Origin of the sequence: Halopseudomonas nanhaiensis, from assembly GCF_020025155.1 — a bacterium.
GTDB classification, from domain to species: Bacteria; Pseudomonadota; Gammaproteobacteria; order Pseudomonadales; family Pseudomonadaceae; genus Halopseudomonas; species Halopseudomonas nanhaiensis.
This window is the reverse complement of the sequence record NZ_CP073751.1, coordinates 2,678,827-2,701,401: the sequence shown is the minus strand read 5'-3', so window position 1 is coordinate 2,701,401 and position 22,575 is coordinate 2,678,827. Positions and strand designations below refer to the sequence as shown.

At 59.5% G+C, this 22,575-nt stretch carries 20 protein-coding genes, 1 pseudogene and 1 other annotated feature; of the genes and pseudogenes, 11 read left to right on the top strand and 10 right to left on the bottom strand.

Features of this window, described 5'->3' with window-relative positions:
• Positions 1-22: 22 nt before the first annotated feature.
• Both KEM63_RS12250 and KEM63_RS12245 read right to left on the bottom strand, forming a co-directional pair.
• A complete protein-coding gene (locus KEM63_RS12250; RefSeq protein ID WP_223652031.1) occupies positions 23-1,327 on the bottom strand; it encodes a tyrosine-type recombinase/integrase in 1,305 nt (434 codons plus the stop codon).
• Between the two features lie 199 nt (positions 1,328-1,526).
• Entirely contained in the window at positions 1,527-1,763 is a 237-nt protein-coding gene (locus tag KEM63_RS12245; RefSeq protein WP_223652029.1) for a helix-turn-helix domain-containing protein, read from the bottom strand.
• A gap of 114 nt (positions 1,764-1,877) precedes the next feature.
• Here KEM63_RS12245 and KEM63_RS12240 point away from each other — a divergent pair, with 114 nt between their 5' ends.
• The 5 genes and pseudogenes from KEM63_RS12240 to KEM63_RS12225 all read left to right on the top strand — a co-directional run bounded on the left by KEM63_RS12240 (position 1,878) and on the right by KEM63_RS12225 (position 5,098).
• Positions 1,878-2,366, top strand: coding sequence for a hypothetical protein (locus KEM63_RS12240; RefSeq protein ID WP_223652027.1), 489 nt, complete (start codon positions 1,878-1,880; stop codon positions 2,364-2,366).
• A 12-nt stretch (positions 2,367-2,378) separates the two neighbouring features.
• Positions 2,379-2,669, top strand: coding sequence for a BPSL0761 family protein (locus KEM63_RS16995; protein ID WP_341481920.1), 291 nt, complete (start codon positions 2,379-2,381; stop codon positions 2,667-2,669).
• Between the two features lie 9 nt (positions 2,670-2,678).
• Positions 2,679-3,200, top strand: a complete 522-nt coding sequence (locus KEM63_RS12235) for a hypothetical protein (RefSeq protein WP_223652024.1) — start codon at positions 2,679-2,681, stop codon at positions 3,198-3,200.
• 459 nt (positions 3,201-3,659) lie between these two features.
• Entirely contained in the window at positions 3,660-3,827 is a 168-nt protein-coding gene (locus tag KEM63_RS17035; protein ID WP_223652022.1) for a helix-turn-helix transcriptional regulator, read from the top strand.
• Between the two features lie 47 nt (positions 3,828-3,874).
• A pseudogene (locus tag KEM63_RS12225) lies at positions 3,875-5,098 on the top strand (IS3 family transposase).
• Positions 4,153-4,269 (top strand) — a sequence feature (AL1L pseudoknot). Its footprint overlaps the pseudogene before it by 117 nt.
• A gap of 545 nt (positions 5,099-5,643) precedes the next feature.
• Here the strand turns inward: KEM63_RS12225 and KEM63_RS12220 are convergent.
• The 7 genes from KEM63_RS12220 to glgP all read right to left on the bottom strand — a co-directional run bounded on the left by KEM63_RS12220 (position 5,644) and on the right by glgP (position 12,652).
• Positions 5,644-6,231, bottom strand: a complete 588-nt coding sequence (locus KEM63_RS12220; RefSeq protein ID WP_423747804.1) for a DUF3087 domain-containing protein — start codon at positions 6,229-6,231, stop codon at positions 5,644-5,646.
• A 77-nt stretch (positions 6,232-6,308) separates the two neighbouring features.
• Complete coding sequence (locus tag KEM63_RS12215; RefSeq protein ID WP_223652020.1) at positions 6,309-6,599, bottom strand: DUF2218 domain-containing protein; 291 nt, start codon at positions 6,597-6,599, stop codon at positions 6,309-6,311.
• A 225-nt stretch (positions 6,600-6,824) separates the two neighbouring features.
• Positions 6,825-7,820, bottom strand: coding sequence for an acyltransferase family protein (locus tag KEM63_RS12210; RefSeq protein ID WP_223652018.1), 996 nt, complete (start codon positions 7,818-7,820; stop codon positions 6,825-6,827).
• A 196-nt stretch (positions 7,821-8,016) separates the two neighbouring features.
• Entirely contained in the window at positions 8,017-8,412 is a 396-nt protein-coding gene (locus tag KEM63_RS12205) for a response regulator (RefSeq protein WP_223652016.1), read from the bottom strand.
• Positions 8,409-9,446, bottom strand: coding sequence for a sensor histidine kinase (locus KEM63_RS12200; protein ID WP_223652014.1), 1,038 nt, complete (start codon positions 9,444-9,446; stop codon positions 8,409-8,411). The genes KEM63_RS12205 and KEM63_RS12200 overlap by 4 nt, the downstream gene beginning before the upstream one ends.
• Before the next feature lie 120 nt (positions 9,447-9,566).
• Entirely contained in the window at positions 9,567-10,772 is a 1,206-nt protein-coding gene (zigA, locus tag KEM63_RS12195) for a zinc metallochaperone GTPase ZigA (RefSeq protein WP_223652012.1), read from the bottom strand.
• Positions 10,773-10,990: 218 nt separating this feature from the next.
• Complete coding sequence (gene glgP, locus KEM63_RS12190) at positions 10,991-12,652, bottom strand: alpha-glucan family phosphorylase (protein WP_223652010.1); 1,662 nt, start codon at positions 12,650-12,652, stop codon at positions 10,991-10,993.
• 534 nt (positions 12,653-13,186) lie between these two features.
• On the opposite strand from glgP, the gene nirB reads away from it, so the two are divergent.
• From nirB to KEM63_RS12160, 6 genes are all read left to right on the top strand, one after another.
• Entirely contained in the window at positions 13,187-15,742 is a 2,556-nt protein-coding gene (gene nirB / locus KEM63_RS12185; RefSeq protein ID WP_223652008.1) for a nitrite reductase large subunit NirB, read from the top strand.
• Positions 15,742-16,146, top strand: coding sequence for a nitrite reductase small subunit NirD (gene nirD / locus KEM63_RS12180; protein WP_423747803.1), 405 nt, complete (start codon positions 15,742-15,744; stop codon positions 16,144-16,146). The genes nirB and nirD overlap by 1 nt, the downstream gene beginning before the upstream one ends.
• Positions 16,147-16,190: 44 nt before the next feature.
• Positions 16,191-17,003 (top strand): formate/nitrite transporter family protein, encoded by an 813-nt coding sequence (locus tag KEM63_RS12175; RefSeq protein WP_223652005.1) that lies wholly within the window; start codon positions 16,191-16,193, stop codon positions 17,001-17,003.
• Positions 17,004-17,013: 10 nt separating this feature from the next.
• Positions 17,014-18,774 (top strand): bifunctional protein-serine/threonine kinase/phosphatase, encoded by a 1,761-nt coding sequence (locus KEM63_RS12170; RefSeq protein ID WP_223652004.1) that lies wholly within the window; start codon positions 17,014-17,016, stop codon positions 18,772-18,774.
• Positions 18,775-18,898: 124 nt separating this feature from the next.
• Positions 18,899-21,166 (top strand): MHYT domain-containing protein, encoded by a 2,268-nt coding sequence (locus KEM63_RS12165; protein ID WP_223652002.1) that lies wholly within the window; start codon positions 18,899-18,901, stop codon positions 21,164-21,166.
• 15 nt (positions 21,167-21,181) lie between these two features.
• Entirely contained in the window at positions 21,182-21,514 is a 333-nt protein-coding gene (locus tag KEM63_RS12160) for an antibiotic biosynthesis monooxygenase family protein (protein WP_223652000.1), read from the top strand.
• Between the two features lie 15 nt (positions 21,515-21,529).
• On the opposite strand, the gene KEM63_RS12155 is transcribed toward KEM63_RS12160, so the two are convergent.
• Complete coding sequence (locus tag KEM63_RS12155; RefSeq protein ID WP_423747802.1) at positions 21,530-22,477, bottom strand: endonuclease; 948 nt, start codon at positions 22,475-22,477, stop codon at positions 21,530-21,532.
• Between the last annotated feature and the right edge of the window lie 98 nt (positions 22,478-22,575).

The following is a 22,575-nucleotide window of genomic DNA, read 5'->3' as shown; positions in this document are numbered from 1 at the left end:
CAGTCCGAGGCGAGCGCTGAACTCAGCGCCGCTTCCCCTGGCCAGACATCACATAATCGGCCCAAGCCTGCATAAGAATCCGTCGCTCTTCGAGTAGCTCGTCCCGAGCATAAGCCGCTCGGGTGGCGTCATCATTGACGTGAGCTAGAGCCAGCTCAGCCCACTCATCCGGAAAGCTGCTCACATCGCCGCTGGGCATGCGATAACTGGTGTTGCGTCGCGACCAGTCCTTAAACGTACTACGAGCCGTGCCATGCGGAGTCGCGATGCGCCCTTGTTGTTTGTCGATATATCCCGTGCCGCCCTTTTTCACGGCCTGCTCGTGCATGTTCTTGATCAGTTTCGACAGCGTGTTATCGGACAACGGATTGCCACCCTTGCCGGGAAATATAAGCCTCGATCCGCGCGTGCGAGAGCAGGATTCGAGCAGACGTACAGCCTCGCTCGACAGCGGCACCCTATGCAGCCGACCGGATTTCATCCGTTCAGCCGGCACGGTCCAGACACGACTTTGAAGATCGATTTCATCCCAGGCGGCGCTTCGAATTTCGCCAGATCGTGCTGCGGTGAGAACGGCGAAGGCGAGGGCGCGAGCACTGACAGATTCTCGTGTCATGAGGTCTTTCATGAAGCCCGGCACCGCCTCGATCGACACACGCGGATGGTGTTTCTTCCCTCCGGCTTTCTTGACCAGCTTGGAAGGGTCCGGCAGCCGGCCCTTCAGCGACTCCGCCCAAGATGCCGGACTAGGGCCGCTGCAGTAGCGATTCTGGATGGCGTAGGTGAACACATTATCCATCCGCTGGCGGACACGTGTAGCGGTTTCGTTCTTAGTCAACCAGAGATCGCGAAGCGCGCCAAGGACATCGTCAGCGCTGATTTCAGCGATGGCCCGATCACCGAAGTGCGGGAACGCATAGGTTTCGAGCGTATTGATCCATTGGGCTGAGTGCTTTGCGTTTTTAAACTCCAGCTGCTTGACCGCATACACCTCGCGAGCCAGCTCGGCGAAGGTGCGCCTTTGCGCCTGACTGGCCACAAGCGAGGCCTTGGCCTGCTTGCGCTCCTCGATGGGATCAATGCCGGAGCGAATCGAATCTCGCATCTCCCGAGCGGTGAGCCGTGCATCGGCCAGGGTCACAGCGGGAAAACCGCCCAAACCAATGTCTCGACGTCTGCTTCCGACCATGGTGCGTAGGACCCAGGAGCGTGATTGTCCGGAGCCGACCTGGAGCAAAAGCCCCGGTACGCCTCCAACGGCGTAGAGCCCCGGAGCGGTCAATCGTCTGACTTCCGTTGCGGATAATTCTTTAGCGATACGAGGCATCAATCAGGAAACCGGCATGTTGAGCAAGAGCCGCCGAGGTCCGTTTCGTCAGGCCTGGCAACCGTATACCGGGGATTCTCTCAACAAACGTCAAAGCAGCAAGCGCACCCCAGGATGGGAAGCGTACGGTGAGGTGGTAGGGACGTGGGTCGTCTAATTATCGGAATAGGGCAATTCCACTGGCAAGAACGGAGCTTGATTAGCTCAGTGAATCTTCGACCTTCTTAACGAGCTGATGAGGTGCGACGCGCAAGCTTCTACCTATCGCGAAAAGGGACTCCAGGGTTGGTTGCCGGAGGCCGCGTTCAAGCAGCGAGATGTAGGTGCGATCGAGTCCGCAATCGAGCGCCAACGCTTCCTGAGACAGCCCCGCATTGCGACGCGAAGTACGCAGCACTGAGCCAAACGCGGCCTGGATAGGTTTCTGTTGTTCCATGAGCGCAGAACACCACTGGTGCGACTCATGGTCTACGGACTATAGTCTGCGGTATGATGCGGCGCACGGTTCGGCAAGCCAGTTCGTGCCGACAGTATTCCAACGGAGGACCTAGTGATTTTCACGACCCACGCAAGCTGGCTGATCAACGATTTCCTCGACAAAGGCGTACTCCCCATGGGCGAGCGGTTTTACGCGATGGTCGAGCTGGGCCTGAATATTCCGATCTACATCGTCGAAGTTCTCTATGACGTGGAGGAAGGGGAGGCGAATTGGCAACGGTTTCTCGTGAGTCAGTTCGACGACGCGCTCAGACTGGTTGAACCCGGTGTCGCGAGCCATGGAATAAGCATTCTTCTGCCCAGACAGGCGTCCGCTAGTTATGACATGGAGCTGGGGTTCATTGAGCAGGTTGAGGAAGGCAGAACCGAGGACGGTAGGGTCTCGCGGCTGTTCACCTGCACAGGAGGTAAGCAATACCTGGATCCAGGCCATTCGTTCCAGGGGACTCCCGAGGAGGCAGCTTCGTTGAGACGCAAAACCACGTATCTGAATACCAAGCCCAAGCCGGTGGTTTTTGTCGGTGACGATGACGAGCGATGAAGGGTCTGGCCAATGACGATGCCAGATGAGCGGACCAAAGCTGTGCTGGAGACAAGAGAATTCCTATTGAGCCTGAAGCAGAACCTAGCGGTGCCGGACGATGTCAGGCGAACTGCACAGGCTCTCCTGCGCCATTACCCGGAGCAGCGCCATCTAGCGTCCGTGGCAGCAGTTTACGAGAAGTTGAGTTCGGCAGTGCTTGATGACCAAGGCTTGGCGCTGCTTTTGATGAGCCCCGTCTTTGACTACCCAGGGGACGGCGATACGCCAATACCTAAACGGATCCGTCCTGAAACCCCGTAGGAACAGTTCATGAGCACCAAAATCTCCATCGTCGCAGGCTCGGCATTTCATCTGTATGAGGAGCTTTTCTCTCACGGCAGCGAAGACGTGTTTCTCAAGATCGAAGATCCCACAGGGATCATCTTCGAACGGTGCTGGGAAAATCAGAAGGAGAGCGTGACCGTCTCCATCCCAACCGAGGTCATGGATCGTATCGCAGGTTCGTGGATAGAGAAGCGCAAACGGGACGATGCGGCCGGGACGTCGGAAGCGGACAAGCAGGCTTGGCCGATCGAAGCAGAAGAACACCTCAATAAGGGAAAGGCCACGAACAACCTCAGCAACGACCGCACCGCCTTAGAACCCGCCGAGATCGACATGCGCTACATCACTTGTGTACCCGGAGGGTATCTGGTCCGAAAAGCAGTGCTCGGAAAGCCTAACCAACGATACTTTTCAGCAAAAAACTACGGCGGAATGGATCAAGCGCTTATCGCTGCTCAAGAGATCCGTGATCAATGGGTGAGCGAGAGCAAGCCGAAGCCTAGCTGAGCAACCGACCTTCGAAGCAGCGTGTGGCGAGTCTTAAAAAAAACGGCAGCTCAAGGCATTTCGAATGAGAGACGGGGACCTTTATCTCTACGCTGTGGCACGACATAAGGGGCATGTCGTCAATCAATTGATTGACGACATCGAAAGCATCTCGCCAATTGCTAAAGACATGTCCGAGCCAGAACGCCGTGTTTGAGAGTAGGGGCATGTTCACTATTGACGACATGAGGCATGTCGCCAATTAGTTAGTTAAGTGACGACATGCCCAATCCGCTCCTCGACCGCATACTTACCGGCTCGGCTCATCTCGGTGCTGCCGACTACTGATAGAGTTGCTTCAACCAGGGCAGGCCTGCCGCTCCCGCGCAGCGTTAAACGCTGAATTTCATGAATTAGCCGACCCCAGGCTGTGCTGTGATCCGTCAAGCTCCGCTGACAAACCCACAGCAGGAGAAGGACATGTTTTTCACGGTCAAAGAAGTAGCAGAGCGTTACAAGGTGAGCCCTTCTACGATCTGGAGGTGGCAAAGAAGAGGCAAGTTCCCGCTGCCGAAAAGAATCGAGGGTGTGACGCGGTGGACAGCCAAGATGCTAGACGCTCACGATGAAGCTCTAGGGGAAGAATGAATCGCCCCGGGTTTCGTGGAGGCCTCAACTCTTGAGAAGATGAGGCTATGAGAAAGACTACGACCTACTCCCCCGAAGTCCGTGAACGTGCTGTGCGCATGGTTCTGGAGCACCTGAACGACTACCCCTCCGAGTGGGCGGCCATTGAGGCCATCGCCCCGAAGATTGGTTGTGCAGCGCAAACCCTGCATGGCTGGATTCGTCGCCACCAGACTGATGCCGGTCAGCGTCCTGGGCCGACCACCGAAGAGCGCGAACGCATCAAAGCCCTGGAGCGTGAGAACCGTGAGTTGCGCAAAGCCAACGAGATTCTGCGCCTGGCCAGTGCGTATTTTGCCCAGGCGGAGCTCGACCGCCGCACCAAGTCCTGAGGGCATTTGTCGATCAGCATCGTGACCGTCTCGGGGTCGAGTCGATCTGCCGTGTCTTGCAGATCGCCCCGTCCGGTTACCGCCGGCACGCGGCGCAGCAGCGCAACCCGGAACTGCGCTGTTGCCGTGCTCGGCGCGATGACGCGTTGATCTTGGAAATCCAGCGGGTGTGGAACACCAACATGCAGTGCTATGGCGCGGTGAAGGTCTGGAAGCAGCTCCGGCGAGAAGGCATCGAGACGGCCAGATGCACGGTGGAACGGTTGATGCGTCGGGCTGGATTGCAGGGCATTAGGCGCGGCCAGGTCGTGCGGACAACGGTGGCCGGCGACAAGTCGCTCTGCCCGCTGGATCGCGTACAGCGCCAGTTCCATGCCGATCGCCCAAATCAGCTGTGGGTGTCGGACTTCACCTATGTCTCGACCTGGCAGGGCTGGCTGTATGTGGCCTTCGTGATTGACGTCTTTGCACGGCGCATCGTCGGCTGGCGAGTCAGTACCAGCATGAAGACCGACTTCGTGCTGGATGCCCTGGAGCAAGCGCTGTACGCCCGACAGCCACATCGTATGGGTGGCCTGATTCACCATAGCGACCGTGGCAGTCAGTACGTCTCAATCCGCTACACCGAACGACTGGCAGAGGCCGGTATAGAGCCCTCAGTTGGGAGCAAGGGCGACAGCTACGACAACGCCTTGGCCGAGACTATCAACGGGCTGTACAAGGGCTGAACTGATTTACCGTCAGTCATGGAAGAGTCGTGAAGCTGTTGAGATGGCAACCTTGAAATGGGTGCACTGGTACAACCACCAACGGCTGTTGAGCTCAATCGGGTATATCCCGCCTGCGGAGGCTGAGGCAAACTTCCACCAGCAACAAACAGGTCAGGCCATAGCGGCCTGACTTAAACGAAACGGCCTCCACAGAACCCGGGGCGATTCAGTGCAGGCTCCGCGGATCGTTAGGGTGGGGCTTCGATACATGGCATGGGGGGCTTGCAGAATGCTCTAGCGGCGATGAGCTTACCCATCATCCTACCCAACATAGAACATACAATTGGGTGCCACTGCATGAGACGTCATGCGCGCCGAAGAGAAGATAAAAGCCTTCAAAATCAGATTCGTAATGCGCAACCGTTCGCGACAATGCGCGTAAGTGCTCGGTATGCGGCGGACTCTCTCTCCGCCAGATGCGGTTGCAAATCAAGGGTTTATAGCAAGATTTGATTTGTAGCCAACAAAATACCCCACAGCCTGGAAAAGGTTGACGGGGTATTTTTTTGCGCTGAATTTCGTGTTGTCCTGCTTGCTCCGTATTTCTCCATGTTGGCTTCGGCAATCGGCCGCCATCATCACCTCTCCTGGTTGTTTCCTGAAGAGGTGCGTTCAGCTTGGCAGGTTACTCATGACGTTCAGCAACCTGCGCTACCGATAGAGGCGGATGGCAGGCTACCGCAACTCAAAACCCTTCCACTTCCGGTGGTCCAACCAGGCAGGATCGAGTCGGTACTGGTTTGTATCCAGGCCGTCTTCCTGCATGGCCTCTCTGTGTTTTTCCATCTCCCCGCTCATATCGTGCAATGCCTGTGTATTGCCATCTAGCCGATGCATTTCAATCTGGCCCAGATGATAGAAGCGCAGTAATTTCATGGCCTCGGGCGAGCGCGTTTTTACGCCACTCTCGACATGGTGCATGATGTCGGTAATGCGCATCAGGCTGCGCTTGAGCCGCCAGCCATAGGCGGCTGATTCCATCCACGGCTGACTCCAGAAGACAGTGCGGACCAGGATGACTGCGGCGATAAGCCCGAGGGCGACACCGGTCAGATTCCAGCGGAAATTGTCGCTTTCCGGGCTACCGAACAGCGCTACAGCGAGAGCGGAAAAACACATCGCCAGCACGGCAAAGCTTACCGCCACAATCAAGGTGCTCTTGCGGGTCTCCCGACGGTACCGCTCAGGATCCGCATGGCGGATCGTAAACGCATTCGTACTGTTCAACAGATTCCCTCCAGTGTGTTTACGGATAGCAACCAAGCGCCGCGGCCGTGTGTGTCTCAATCGAACCGGGCGCCTTGCGCAGCACAATCAATCCCGGCACGTTGAGGTCAGCTTCAGCTTCTGACCCAGACGGCGTCGCTTGGCTTGTCATGATTGGCCATGCGTGAGAGATGGTCCACCACAACGCGCTCCAGGGATTCCAGCGTTTCCCGGTCTGGCGCATGAATCTGCATACGGATCCCATCAGCGACCGCCTGGAGAACGCAGTGCTGCTGATCGCCGAAGTCGATGCGCCCCTCTGCATCGGTCTGTGACACAGCGAAACGATGGCTCCAGTGCTTGCACAGTCTGGAAATATACAAGCTGCCATGTTGCGTCTGAACGGTGGCAGATGATTGGGGCATGGTGTGTTCCTCGTTAAGCGTGGCCACAGGGCATGTGGATGTTATCTCTCGTGCACAATGCGGCAGAGAGTGCCGCCTTGAACCGCTTCCGGCGCCAGCACTATTGAACGGTAGGGCCTCCCATGAATGCGCGGGGCGGGCCGTCAATCAGCGTCCCGCTATCGCTCATGGTCGTGCTTGCAGAGGCAGATCGTGAATGCGGAACGGGGGAGAGCGGCTGGATGATCAAACATCCGGTTCTGCCGGCCTGGCTAGTTTATCCTTGTGACGCCGCGGATAGAGCTGCTCAGCAGAAAACATCAGGTCGACGCTCTTCGAGCGCTGTCGAAGCCATACAACTCCCAGACATGCCGTAAACACGACAGCGAGGTAGGCCGGATACACCAGCACTGGGTTCCATTCGGTGCGCTCGATCAGCAATGGAATAGCGATACCCACCGGGACGTGGACCATATATAGCACCAGTGAATTGCGGCCGAGATATGCAAGAGCAGGAGCAATCCGACAGTGTTCGGCGCGTTTCGTGAGACTTATCAGGATAGGAAGCCCCGCCGCCGCTACGATGCAATAGGTCAGGTTGTGTTTGGCCATCGGGAGCAGTCCGACAATCACTCCCGTCATGCATAGGGCGATCACCAGCAAGCCGGCGCAGACCACTTGCGCCTCATGTGCATCTATCCATCGAGCGAGATTGGAGGAGCGATTGGCGAATGCGCCGGCGACAAAGAACATGAACAGCGCGGTGAAGTACCCATGCCCGGTGGGATACCCCACTGCATACAGGGAAACGGCGACCAGCGCAGCGACTACGAATCCGGCTTTGAACAGGAAGTAACCAAGGATGTAGTAGACGCTCAGGTAATGCAAAAACCAGAGGTGATGCCAGGGATCGTAAACCAGCGCGGTGAACAACTCGATTTCCGAAGGTAGGCCCAGTGCGATTTCACGCACTTCATACAGCAGATACAGTACAAGGGTCCACACTACAAACGGGTAGACCAGATTATTGATCTTTCCCAATGCATAACGTTTCGGGCCCTTCTTGATCGAGCCGGCCAAAAGCATGCCTGAGAGGAAAAACAAGACCGGCATGCGAAGGGGGCCGACGAGTTCGCTTGCGTACTTTAACCCGGCGAAAGCATCGGGGTATTTTTCGTACATGTAGACGGTACAGTGATACATGACGACAAGGCAGATTGCGACGCCACGTAGCATGTCCATCCATAGCATTCTAGTCTGGTGTGGTCCGTCACTGGTCATGATGTGCGTTCCCTTTCCGGCCATCAGCCTCGTATGACCAGCGTAGTAGGGTTCTGCGCATCATGCGCATTTTCAAGATCCGGAAGGGGTGGGTCAGGTCATGGCGGGGGTTCGCTTCCGGCTATTGAACACGGGTACGGTGCGAGGTGCGGGCCTCTTAACGCGGGGTAGGGACTGCAGCCGTGCCTGTAAGCAAACCGTGCGCAGCGTCGAGCAGCTCCCTGGGTGTGTAGGGCTTCTCGATTACAGGAGAAAGGGCATAGTCCGCAGCCAACTCTGTCGCGGCGTAGCCGGTAGCGAACAGAAACGGAATGCCGCGTCGCTGCAATTCTGCGGCGATGGGGTAACTCAGGATCCCCCCGCCCAGGTTGACGTCGAGAATAGCGAAATCGATGTTGGCCGTTGCGCAAACGGCAAGTCCTTCCTGAAGACGCATGGCCAATAGCACCTCGCAGCCGGCATCCAGAAGGGCGTCTTCGGCCATCATGCTCACCAGACTTTCGTCTTCTACCAGCAGCACGCTGCAGCCGGTCAATATCGCGTCGTGGTTCATTGTCCTTGTGGATCCGGCAAACTCATGTCGGGCACGTTCTGAGGGAGGCGCAACTGCATTCGGCAGTTAAGTCCCTCCGGAGGGAACTGAAGTTCAACGGTCCCTCCAAACTCCATCGCGAGCTGGCGCTCGATCAATCTTGTGCCGAACCCCCGCCTGACAGGTTGCACGACGGGTGGCCCGTTCAGTTCCTGCCAGTTTATGGTCAGCTCGCCGGCTGCGCCCAATGCCCAGCGCAATTCCACACAGCCGTTCGCCCCGCTCAGGGCACCGTACTTCAGCGCATTGGTTCCCAGTTCATGCAAGACCATGGACAGGCTGACAGCCACCTTCGGGCTGACTGCGCAATCCGGGCCGCGCAGGAGGACGCGCTGACTGTCGAAGGGATCAATAGCCAGATCGATCACGGCGGCGAGCGACGCGCTTTCCCAGGCGGTCTCTGTCAACAGGTTGTGCGCCCGGGCCAGTGTACCCAACCGACCCTGGAACAGATTCAGACTCTCAGGCTCGGTTTGTCTGAAGGTTTGCCAGGCGATCGACTGCACGGTAGCGAGGGTGTTCTTTACGCGGTGGTTGAGTTCATTCATCAACAGCCGCTGGCGCTCCTGGGCCTGCTTGTCGGCGCGGATGTTACGCACTTCGATAATGGTGCCCACCGTGTTCGAGGCTTCATCCCGCACCGGGCTGGCGGTGAACCCGACCGGGTAGAAGGACCCGTCCCTGTGTACGAAGACTTCTTCGCCCTGGGTCTGATTGTGTTCGGGAAAGGCACGGTCGATGGCGCATTCGTGCAGTGGAAACGGGCGGCCGTCCGGGTAGGTGTGATGAATGATGTCATGCAGCGGTCGGTCCAGCTCCAGAACTTCCTGCAGCCGATAGCCGGTCAGCACTTCGGCTGCCTTGTTCATGTACACGCACTGCTGGCGATGATCCATGAGGATGATTGCGACCGTTGCATTGTCCAGCACAGCCTCGAGCCGGCGCTGCGTGTCATCGAGAGGACGAGGTTGTGGATCACCGACAGGCTTTGGCATGGGACTCCAGGGTCGGTGAAAAGCCGCTGTTCGTAAGCTCGGAATATACGACAATGCAGTGGCTCGCTCAACGCGACCCGAGCCGGAACCGGCGGTTCGCGGCCCGTCACGGTCGTCTACCTACCATTGACCGAACGGATCGCTGCGGTCGCGCCATTGTGCGGGCCAGGTTCGAAGCTCCTGGTCATCGAGCAGGCAGGCATCGAGCTCATCTGCAAGCCGGCCGAAATCGATGTTCTGACCAATGAACACCAGTTCCTGCCGGCAATCGCCGATACCCTGAAGCCAGTCGCGCATGATCAGCGCTTTGCTCTCCTGGTCCTTAGGCCACTCTTCAGCCGGTACATATTTCCACCATCGCCCTGCCAATCCGTAGCGAATCAATCCGCCCGCTTGTGACCAACTGCCCGCCAGTTCTGGCTTGCTCGCCAGCCAGAAAAACCCCTTGGAGCGCAACAGTCGGCCGTTGGTCCACTCGCTTCGCAGAAACGCATGGAAGCGTTCGGGATGAAAAGGCCGGCGGGCCCGATAGGCGGTGGAGGCGATACCGTACTCTTGGGTTTCGGGGATCTGCTCGTCCCGCATCACCTTGAGCCAACCGGCCGCGGAAGCGGCGCGTTCGAAGTCGAAACGCCGGGTATTGAGTATGGTGGGGAGAGAGACTGCTCCCTGGGCCATCGGGATGACCTGCGCGTGCTCGTTGAGCCGTCGAAGAATGGCCTGCAGTTCGGAACGTTCCGCGATGGACATGAGATCGGTCTTGCTGATCAGGATGACGTCGGCGAATTCAATCTGTTCTATCAACAGGTCGGTGATCGAGCGTTCGTCCGTCTCGTCAGCGGTTTCGCCTCGCTCGGCAAGCATCTCTGCCGCATGAAAGTCGGTCAGAAAATTCACCCCGTCGACCACCGTAACCATGGTGTCCAGACGGGCCAGGTCGGAGAGGCTGCGGCCTGTCTCGTCTCGAAAGGTGAAGGTTTCCGCCACGGGCAGCGGCTCGGATATTCCCGTCGACTCGATCACCAGGTAATCGAACCGCTGTGCTCTGGCCAACTCGCTGACATGTTCCAGAAGATCCTCGCGCAGCGTGCAGCAAATGCACCCGTTGCTGAGTTCTATCAGCTTTTCCTCGGCTCGGTTGAAGGTCACCTCCCGCTGAATTTGGCTGGCATCAATATTGACCTCGCTCATGTCGTTGACGATCACCGCGACCCTCAATCCGGCTCTGTTTTTCAGCACGTGGTTGAGTAGTGTGGTTTTGCCAGCGCCCAGAAAACCTGACAGCACCGTCACGGGTAATCGATTGTCGCCTGACTGATTCTGCATACCACCTCTCCGGGTAATACCTGCCTGCTACTTAATGTGGAAAGGTTATACAGTAACACTTGAGTGCGTTACAACATAACGTTTGTAAGCGTCATGAGGGGGGTGAGAGGTGGGTGTGTTCGGTGAGGTGTCCGTAGCAGCGGACTGGATTGGCAGTGTCCCAGGCATCGGGCGGAGACAAGGTTCCGCCCGATGCTACCTGGTCGCGACGGCGTCGTTCAGCAAATGCCAGAGGTGTAGAGCTTTTCGTAGTACTCCCTTGCCATACGATCGGAATCGAATGCCGGGGTTACATCACGCATGCTGGCCATCACGATGTCGATCCATCTATGCGGTTCGTCGTAATACAGCGGCATGATCCGTTCTTCCAGAATCGCCATGAGGTTGTGGTAGTCAGCCTCGTTCTGATCATGCTCATTCAACCCCGGCTCGGTAACCGGAATGATGAAGCTGTTCTCGCCATCGCGGGCGAACTCCGGAATCCAGCCATCGTTGATCGAGAAGTTCACGGCGCCATTCATCGCTGCCGTCATGCCGCTTGTGCCTGAGGCCTCCCGCGGCCGTACCGGGGTGTTCAGCCAGACATCCGCGCCCTGTTTCAACTGGCGTGACAGCTCGATTTCATACCCGGTGAGTACGGCGATGTTGCGCTTCTTGCGCGAGAGCCGGACCAGGCCATTGAAGACACTGATGGCGTCGTGATCGAAGGGGAACGGCTTGCCGGCCCAGATGATCTGCACCGGACGATCGGTGCGCTCGATCATTGCCAGGAACCGATGGAAATCGTGCAGCAGGAGCGTGGCACGTTTGTAATGCGCGAAGCGTCGCGCCCAGACGATGGTCAGCACGTTGCGGTCAAACAGCTTGCCCGTCTGATCGGCAACGATACGGAACAGGTCGTCCTTCATTTCCTTCTTGCGAGTGACCAGGCGCTTCGGGTCGTTACGGTCAAGCGCCTGACGCAGCTTCTTGTCCTGCCAGAACAGGGCGTTCTGCGAGTTGGTAATCGCATCAATGCTGCAGATGCCATCATTGCCTTCCCACATCTGGTTGGCGACTGCGCCGTGCAGACGGGAGACGCCGTTGCAGGCGTGGGATACGCGCAACGCGGCCAGGGTGTGGCTGAACAGATGGTCGTGTATGCCGGTGAGGCTGACTTCCTGCTCGTGGCTGAGCGCGCCGAAGAAGCCCATGCGTTTCAGAAACGAGGTCTCATGCTCCTCGTTGCCGGCCTTCTCGGGGGTATGCGTAGTAAACACCACGTGCTTGCGCACCTGAGCAGCGTCACCGAGGCGATCCATGAGATGAAACGCCAGCGGCAGCGCATGCGCCTCATTCATATGATAAAGATCAGCGCCGCCCAGCGCTTCGACCACCTTGGCTCCCCCCAGGCCCAGCACGATGCTCTGCGCAATACGCGCGGCCGGTTCGACGTCGTACAGGCAATGGGTGATGGTGCGGGCGAGGTGATCGTTCTCCGGGATGTCGGTGGTCAGCAGATACAGCGGCGCGCTACCAAACACCTGCGCGGGCAGACATAGCGCCTTGACCTTCACGTCATGACCGTTGACCTGCACCGTGACCTGAATGCCTGGATCGGTCAGAAACGGATAGTACTTCTTGGTGAAATCCACCCGCAGGGTCTGATCGGCGTTGCGCGACTGGTCGTAGTAACCGTACTTCCACAACATCCCGATGCCGATCACGTTCTGGCGCAGTTCATAGGCACTGCGCATGTGCGATCCGGCCAGAAAGCCCAGGCCGCCCGAGTAGATCTTCAGGGCCTGGTCAATGGCAAATTCCATGGAAAAGTAGGCGACCTTGCGACCATACGCGGGGTTCACACGGTAGGGCAGGGGCCAGCAGGTGGTGTCCATCATGTATTGCTCCGTTTGCGACAGCACGAGGGAATCGAATGCAGCTGTCGATCCGCCCATTCTCTGTGTCGCCAGAAGTTTTGCAACGCGGCGCGACGAATGGCAGAGCGCAAGCGGCGAGCGACCGACCGGTGCACCAAAAGCGGGACCGTCAGCGTCTGGCGCACGGTTCTGGTTCAGCAGTCTGGACGCTCGTCGCCATCGCCGAGCCGCTCAGCCGACTCTTTCTTGCCAGCTGCTAGAGGCTTCTATCCCGCTGCTTCTCTGACGTCTGCTGCTTGCTCGCCCGGCTTTTAAGGGGCGTCGGCCACTTTTGGCACACGCGTTGCTTGATACGAACCAGGCCTGCGATGTGTTTCGCAGGTCGTCCCAGGTCAAAGGCGACCGCCACGGGGCCAGCAATACAGGCGATGAGGCCTGACGTTGCTGAACAATCAATGAATTTCAGGCAAAGGCGCCTGGAGTCCGCGAGGATTCCAGGCGCCTTTTTCGTTTTGAGTCGGCCACGCCGGCGCTGGCTTCGACAGAGGAATGGCTATGAACTCCCACGTTACTTCGATCAAGAGCGAGACATTGATCGTCATCGGCAACGGCATGGTTGGCCACCACTGCGTCGAGCAGTTGATCGAGCAGGGCGCGCTGACCCGCTATGACATTCATGTGTTCGGCGAGGAAAAGCAGCGTGCCTACGACCGCGTACACCTCTCCGAGTACTTCGGTGGCCGCGACGCCGAGTCGCTGGCAATGTGCGATGCCGACTTCTATCACTGCAACGGCGTGCATCTGCATCTCGGCATCCAGGTCGTGGAGATTGACCGTGAGCGCGGGGAAGTCGTCACGGGTCAGGGCCGCTACGCCTACGACAAGCTGATACTGGCCACTGGCTCCTACCCATTCGTGCCGCCGATCGCGGGCGCCGAGGGCAACTCCCGGCTGGTCTATCGGACCCTCGAAGATCTGGACGGCATCCGTGCGGCGGCGGCTTCCGCACGCCGGGGGGTCGTGGTAGGTGGCGGTCTGCTTGGTCTGGAGGCGGCCAACGCATTGAAATCCCTCGGGCTGGAAGCGCACGTGGTCGAATTCGCGCCACGCCTGATGCCGGTTCAGTTGGACACTGACGGTGGAGCCGCCCTCAAGGCGCGCGTCGAGCAGCTCGGTGTGTCGGTACACCTGTCACGCGCGACGAAGGAGATTGTGACGGGAGAGCAGTTCGCCTATCGCATGAACTTCAATGACGGCGAGTTTCTGGAAACCGATCTGATCGTATTTTCTGCGGGTATTCGGCCGCAGGATGCGTTGGCTCGCGCCAGTGGCCTGGATGTCGCCGAGCGCGGCGGGGTGTTGATAGACAATCATTGCCGCACCAGCGATCCGGCTATCTATGCCATCGGCGAGTGCGCTTCGTGGAACGGCAGCATTTTCGGGCTGGTCGCGCCGGGCTACACCATGGCGCGTAATCTGGCCAAGCAGCTGGCGGATGTCGACTATGAGCCGTTCACTGGTGCGGACATGTCGACCAAGCTCAAGCTGCTGGGTGTGGACGTAGGTTCGATCGGCGATGCGCAGGCGGCGACACCCGGTGCCAAGAGTTACCGCTTTATCGACGAAGCTACCTCCACCTATCGCCGGCTGGTCGTAGCGCCGGACGGCAAGCATGTGATCGGCGCTGTCCTGGTCGGCGACAACAGCTACTACGACACGCTGCTGCAGTATGCGCAGAACGGCATCAGGCTGCCGGCCGATCCGTCCAGCCTGATCCTGCCGATGTCCGACGGTACGCCGACCCTCGGTGCCGATGCCTTACCGGATACCGCGACCATCTGTTCCTGCCACAACGTTACCAAGGGCGCGATCTGCTGTGCGGTGGATGCCGGCTGCACCGACCTCGGCGAGCTCAAAGGTCAGACCAAGGCAGCGACGGGTTGCGGCGGCTGCAGCGCGCTGCTCAAGCAGGTATTCGAACATGAGTTGACTGCGCGGGGTGTGGAGGTCGACAAGAGCCTCTGCGAGCATTTCGCGTATACCCGCCAGGAGCTGTACGGCATTGTGCGGGTTGAGAACATACAGAGCTTCGACGAGTTGCTGGCCAAGCATGGCCGCGGCCATGTCGGCTGCGATATCTGCAAGCCGGCGGTGGGCTCGATTCTCGCCTCATGCTGGAACCAGCCGATTACCGATCCGCTGTTGATTCCTTTGCAGGACACCAATGACACCTTCATGGCCAACATGCAGAAGAACGGCACCTACTCCATCGTGCCGCGAATTGCGGGTGGCGAGATCACGCCTGACAAACTCATCGTCCTCGGTCAGGTGGCAAAGAAATACGACCTCTATACCAAGATCACCGGTGGCCAGCGTATCGACCTGTTCGGCGCGCAGCTGCATGAACTGCCGGACATCTGGGCCGAGCTGATAGCGGCCGGCTTTGAAACCGGTCACGCCTATGGCAAGTCGCTGCGCACGGTCAAGTCCTGTGTCGGCAGTACCTGGTGCCGCTATGGCGTCCAGGACAGCGTCGGCATGGCGCTACGTCTGGAGGATCGCTACAAGGGCCTGCGTTCGCCACACAAGATCAAGTTCGGCGTTTCCGGCTGTACCCGCGAGTGCGCCGAAGCGCAGAGCAAGGACATAGGCGTGATCGCCACCGAAAACGGCTGGAACCTGTACGTGGCAGGTAACGGTGGCATGCGCCCTCGGCATGCCGAGCTGTTTGCCACTGATCTCGATGACGCCACGCTGGTGCGCTACATCGACCGCTTTCTGATGTTCTACGTGCGCACTGCCGACAAGCTGCAACGCACGTCGGTATGGCGTGAATCGCTCAATGGCGGCCTGGACTACCTCAAGGAAGTGATCATCGACGACAGCCTGGGGCTGGCCCAGGAACTGGAAAGCCAGATGCAACTGGTCGTGGATCGCTACGAATGCGAATGGGCCAACGCGCTCAAGGACCCGGAAAAGCTCAAGCGCTTCCGCACCTTCGTCAACGACGAACGCAGCGATCCGGACATCCATTTCGTCAAGGAGCGCGGCCAGCGCCGGCCCGTACATGCTTCCGAACTTCACCTGATCAAAGCCGAGGAAATCGCCTGATGAGCCCGATACAAGCCGCACGAGTCGAAGCTGCCCGCACTCCCACTGCCATTGCCGCTCAGATGTCCGGACCATGGCGGGCGCTGTGCAAGCGCGCGGATCTGGTTGCCAACTCGGGCGTGGTCGCCTGGCTGGAAGGCCGGCAGGTTGCGCTGTTTTATCTACCCGCCACGGAGAACGGCGAGCAGATCTTCGCCATTGAAAATCGCGATCCGAGATCCGGTGCCAACGTCATCGGCCGCGGCATCGTCGGCCAGCTGCAGGGTGATCTGGTGGTCGCCTCGCCGTTGTATAAACAGCATTTCCGTCTCGACGACGGAAGCTGTGTGGAATTCCCCGAGCAGGCGCTGCGCGTCTGGCCGGTCCGCTTGATGGGCGATGTGGTTGAGGTCGGCCTGGCCTAAGGCCAGTGCGGCATAACGCGATTTTCTGAAACGAGAGTATTCACATGTCCTATCTGGTGCCGTCTGAATTCGTGACAAAAATGGTCGACTCCGGTGAGTCGAAGGTCTTCATGTCCACGCGCGATACGCTGATCCGCGCCTTCATGGCTGGCGCCATTCTGTCGCTGGCCGCTGTGTTCGCGGTGTCGATCACCGTGCAAACCGGATCGCCGCTGCTGGGCGCGGCGTTCTTCCCTGTTGGTTTCATCATGCTCTATCTGATGGGGTTCGATCTGCTTACCGGCGTGTTCGTGCTGGCGCCGCTGGCGCTGCTGGACAAGCGTCCTGGCGTGACCGTTGGCGGTGTGTTGCGCAATTGGGGGCTTGTGTTTCTCGGTAACTTCGCCGGTGCGCTGGTGGTGGCGTTCATGATGGCGTTCGTCTTCACCTACGGGTTTTCGGTTGATCCTGGCGAGATTGGCGCCCGCATCTCGCACATTGGAGAAGACCGGACACTGGGCTACGCCGAATATGGCGCCGCTGGCTGGGCGACCATTTTTCTGCGCGGCATGCTGTGCAACTGGATGGTGTCGATGGGCGTGGTAGGTGCGATGATTTCCACTACCGTCAGCGGCAAGGCCATCGCCATGTGGATGCCCATCATGCTGTTCTTCTACATGGGCTTCGAGCATTCGGTGGTCAACATGTTTCTGTTTCCGTCGGCGATGATTCTGGGTGGCGATTTTTCCGTCATGGATTACATGCTGTGGAACGAAATCCCCACCGCGCTGGGCAACCTCGTCGGCGGCCTGGCCTTCACCGGCCTGACGCTGTATGCCACCCACGTGCGTACCGCGCCGAAACGAAGCTATAGCTGAGCTGACCGGCATGCAGCAGATTGCCCATGAGAAATCGGGAAGCGGGGGGCTTGGTAGCCCCTCGCAGCTGCGTGTCAGCGTCGGTCAGTACTCGGACAAGGGTCGCAAACCGGCCAATCAGGATTTTCACGGCGCCTATCTGCCGCGCGAGCCCCAATTGACGGCCAAGGGCGTCGCCGTGGCGCTGGCCGATGGCATCAGCAGCAGCGATGTCAGCCACATCGCCAGCCAGGCTGCAGTGACCGGCTTCCTAGAGGATTACTTCTGCACCTCGGAAACCTGGTCGGTCAAGAAATCCGCCCAGCGCGTGCTGGTGGCGATCAATTCCTGGCTGTATGCGCAAACGCGCCAGAGCCAGTACCGCTACGAGCGCGACAAGGGCTACGTATGCACCTTCAGCGCTGTGGTCATCAAGTCCACCACAGCGCATCTGTTTCATATCGGCGACGCGCGAATCTACCGCCTGCGTGATGCCCGTCTGGAACAGATGACCAACGACCATCGCTTCTGGGTATCACGGGAAAAGAGCTACCTCGCCCGGGCGCTGGGCATCAACCCGCATCTGGAGATCGATTACCACAGTGTGCCGGTCGAACCCGGCGATCTGTTTCTGCTGGCGACAGACGGGGTTTACGAGTGGCTGCCCGAAGACTTCATTACAACGACGCTGGGCAGCGCATCAAGCGAACTGGACCAGGCGATGCGACAGTTGGTCAGCAGGGCAATCGAGCGGGGTAGCGATGACAATCTCACCGCTCAGGTGGTGCGGATCGACAGCCTGGCGACCGGTAATGCAGAAGAGATTCGCCAGCTCTCCGATCTGCCATTGCCGCCGGTGCTGGAACCGCGTGCGATTCTGGATGGCTATCGGATCGTCCGGACGCTCCATGCCAGCAGCAGAAGCCATGTCTACCTGGCGGTCGATCCGGAGCACGGTGGCCACGTGGTACTCAAGGCGCCATCGGTGGATCTCCAGCATGATGCAGCGCACCTTGAGCGCTTTCTGACCGAAGAGTGGATCGCGCGGCGCATCAACGCTCTACATGTACTCAAATCAATCGCGCCCAGTCGCCGGCGCAACCATCTCTACACGGTCAACGAGTACGTCGAAGGCCAGACTCTGGCGCAATGGATGCTCGATCATCCGCAGCCGAGTCTTGAAGCCGTACGTGGCATCGTCGAACAGATCGCCAGGGGATTGCGCGCGTTTCACCGGCTGGAAATGCTGCATCAGGATCTGCGCCCGGCCAATGTGATGATTGATCACAGCGGCACGGTGAAGATAATCGATTTCGGTGCTGCGCGTGTGGCCGGGATCGCCGAGATGAACCCGGCGGCGCAGGAGCTGCGACTTGGCACCGCACAATACGCCGCACCTGAGTACTTCCTGGGCGAAGTGGGTACGCCGCGGTCGGACCTGTACTCACTGGGCGTGATCACCTATCAGATGCTGTGCGGCAAGTTGCCCTACGGCGCGCACGCTGCCCGAGCGCATAACCGCGCCGCGCAGAACCGGCTGGTCTATCGGTCGGTGCTCAGCGACACGCGCGACATACCCGCGTGGGTCGATGAGGTGCTGCGTCGGGCAGTACATCCCAATCCGGCCAAGCGATACGCTGAGCTGTCGGAATTTCTGTACGACCTGCGTCAGCCCAATCCGGCATTCGTCAATCGCAGCCGGCCGCCGCTGCTGCAGCGTAATCCGGTTGCCGTCTGGCAAGGCGTATCCGCCGTACTGGCCGCTGCGCTTGCCTACGTTTTGCTGCGCTGAGGGCACATTCTGTAGAACCGGATCACGCATGCGATGATTGCATTTCATCTATGGCTGGATTTGTCGTAGGCTAGCGCTCCAGAGTAGCCGCCACGGCTGGCTCGTAGTCCCTCCCGAGAAACACATGTCTGGATCCCATAACGGCGCTCTGGTCTGTCTATCCATCCTGATCGCCATTACGGCTGCCTTCACTGCGCTAGACCTCGCAACGCGTGCGCGGGTCGCCGTGGGCTCGGCTCGCCATGTCTGGCTGGCCACGGCTGCGCTGGCAATGGGGGGTGGGATCTGGGCCATGCACTTCGTCGGCATGCTGGCCTTCACCATTTCCGGTCTGGAGGTGCATTACGACTTTCAGCTCACGCTGATGTCGTTGCTGGTCGCCATTGCCGTTACCGCGATTGCCTTCGCTGCGGTCTTGCGCAACGGATCGGGGCTGACTACATTGCTGCCGGGCGGGCTGTTCATGGGCCTGGGCATCGGCGCCATGCACTATCTGGGTATGGCGGCGATGACCATGCATGCTCATCTGAGCTACCACGGCGACTGGGTGGTGGTATCGCTCGCCATTGCCATCGGCGCCTCGACGGTCGCTCTTTGGCTGTCGGCGCGCGCTGCAGGTGTGGCGGTCCGTCTGATCGCTGCCGTTGCCATGGGCTTCGCCATCTCGGGGATGCATTATTCGGCGATGCATGGCGCCATATTCGAGATGGTCGACGGGACGCTGCCAGTACCGGATTCCAACAGCTTCGACCTGTTCGCGCTGGCGCTGGCGGTCATCGCTTCAACCTTCCTTATCCTGTTTCTCGCGTTGATCGCAGCGATGTACGACCGCCGCCTGGCGAGCATGTCGGAGCGGGAGACCCAGGCCCTGCGTCAGAGCGAGGAACGCTTCCGCTCGCTTTACAGCCGTACGCCGCTGCCGCTGTATCAGCTCGATGGCGCCGGACGGCTGCGCTACGTCAGTGAGTCCTGGCTGGAGCTGATGGGGTTCGAACACGAGCAGGTGATCGGGCGCAGGCTGTCGGAATTCATGACCGAGGTCTCCGCGCACAAGGCGATCCATGATGACTGGCCGCATCTGCTGGACACCGGCGTCATTCACGATGCCGAGTACCAGATGGTCACCGCGCACGGCACGCTGATCGACGTGCTGGCTTCCGGACGTGTCGAACGTGACCATACCGGTTTCATCGTGCTGGGTGGGCTCAACAACGTGACCGAGCGGCGGCTCGCAGAGCAGGCGCTGCGTCAGGCCCAGAAGCTTGAAGCAATCGGCAAGCTGACTGGCGGGGTCGCCCATGACTTCAACAACCTGCTCGCGGTGGTAGTCGGCAATCTCGAACTGTTGCAAAAGCGGCTGGGGGGCGATGCGCGGGCGCGGTCGCTCATCGAGAACGCGGTGCAGGGCGCCAAACGCGGCGTGACGCTCACACAGCGTATGCTCGCCTTCGCGCGCAAGCAGGAGCTGAGGCCGGTTCCGGTCTCGCTCGCCGACCTGCTGGAAGGCATGAGCGATCTGCTTCAGCGCTCCGTCGGCCCCACTGTGCATATCGAGATGCAAGTTCCCCGTGACCTGCCCAACGCCTTCGTCGATGCCAATCAACTCGAACTGGTGCTGATCAATCTGGTGGTCAACTCGCGCGACGCGATGCCTGATGGCGGGACGGTGCGCATCGGCGCCGGCTTCGTTCGACAGGCGGTCAGTTCGATTGCGCCCGTGAACCATGAATTCATCTGCCTGACGGTGCGCGACAACGGCACGGGCATGGATGCTGATGAGCTGGCGCGTGCCACCGAGCCGTTCTTCACCACCAAGGGCATCGGCAAGGGCACTGGCCTCGGCCTGTCCATGGCGCAGGGTCTGGCTGAGCAATCGGGTGGACGGCTGGTGCTGCAGAGCGAGCCGGGGCAGGGCACTACGGTAGAGCTGTGGCTCCCCGTTGCCACCGCCCAGCAAAGCGTCGCGGCGAAGGACGACGCACTCGATACTGCCCCGGATTCCCTTGGGCCGCCTGCGCCGTTGAATATTCTGGTGGTGGACGACGACTCCCTGGTTCTCGCCAACACGGCGGCAATGCTCGAGGATCTGGGACACGTCGTCCAGCTTGCCTCGTCGGCCATCACGGCGCTGGCGCTGATTCGTGCGGGTCGTTCGCCTGACCTGGTCATAACCGATGAAGCCATGCCTTCGATGAGCGGAAGCAGGCTTGCCGCCATTCTCGAAACCGAGCGACCGACGCTTGCGGTGTTGCTGGTCAGCGGCTTTGCCGAGTTCCATGGTGGGCTGCCCGATACGTTGCCCCGCCTGGCCAAGCCATTCACTCAGGTAGAACTTTCCCGAGCGGTAAACGATACGGTAAGAATCAAGTCCAACTCGCTACCGATACAGTAAACACGGGAGCGGTGGATGAAGTTCGTCTTCGAGGTTCGCGTCAAGCCAGGTTACACGGTGGAGGAATACGCCGAAGCCTGGGTGAGGGCCAGTGAGGTCATCCAGCAGACGCCTGGGGCGTTGGGCACCCGCTTGCATCGCAAGATCGGCGAGCCGGACACGCTGCTCGCCATTGCCAGTTGGGAGTCCAAGGGAGCCCGCGACGCGAAGGACGACAACCGCGATGAAATGGTGCGGGCGATCATGGCCAAGCACGCCCGGTTTTGCGAGTTCCGCCTGGTAGGCGAGTTCGAGGAACCGGAATGGGAGGTGCTTCCAACGGGGCGTTCCGCTATCGATCCGGTCTGACCGTCCCGTTGCGATCTACCTGCAGTTCCCCGCCTTGCGATATCCCTCGCGAATGGCTTGCGCCTCTTCGTTGAAAGCTATGCGATTGCCGGCACTGACGCTGGAATAGCTCGGACACCCCTTTGGCAGGTGATAAACCCGACTGCGGCTGTTGCCGATCACCGGGCGCCGGGCCGCTTCGTTGGATACTTGCGCCGGGCTGCCGCGCCGCACGCCTTCTGCCGTGTTGCGATGCCCCGGTAGCCAGGCCCGTTCGCCGCGCACGAACGCATTCCCATGGCCCATGATTGCTGTGATCCGCCGATCTCGCTCAAGCTCCCAAGCGTCCGGCGGGTAGCGTAGATTCCACGCCATCAACAGCTGTTCCTGCTGACGCGACAGGCGCAGATCGTAACGATCATGCATGTAGAAATAGACCCGCGCGATGAGCCCCTTGATCTCGTCACGCGGTTCGACCGCGCGCTGTATGAACGAGATCTTTATCGGGCACTGGCCGTGGTTGTAGGGCGTATCAGGAAGCATCGCGAAGCGATAGTTGCTTCGATCGGCATTCGCCTCGCCAATGGCGGGTGCGAGGTTGTGCAAGTCAGCTTCCATGAGATTGAACAGCGGATCGACCCGCTTGCAGTTGGGGCGGCCGCCTTGCTGCCAACACAGTCGTTGCTGGCCAAACAGGGAAGCAGGAACGATGTGCTCCCACTCGATACGCACGGCGCGGTTGACCTGGGCGCGAATCACATAGCCGCAACTTTCCAGGTTCACGCGCCCACCGGAGCGCCCGGCCCACTCCCAGTCGCAACCGCAATAGAAGCTGCCGGTCTGATTGCGGTCGTGCCATACCTGCTGGCGAGCGAGCACCTTGGCCGCTTCGAAGGAGGCGGGCGCAGCGTCAAGCAGTGAGGTGAATGCAAGCAGGACGCACACGAGCGCGCCTGCAAAGGTACGTCTACCTGGTCGATACATTGAACTACTGGATGCAATGCGTTTATCGGTAACCCTTGTCGCGCGGATTGTATCCGATCGACCGACTATTGCGAGGTCGACGCTACCAGCGGTCTGCG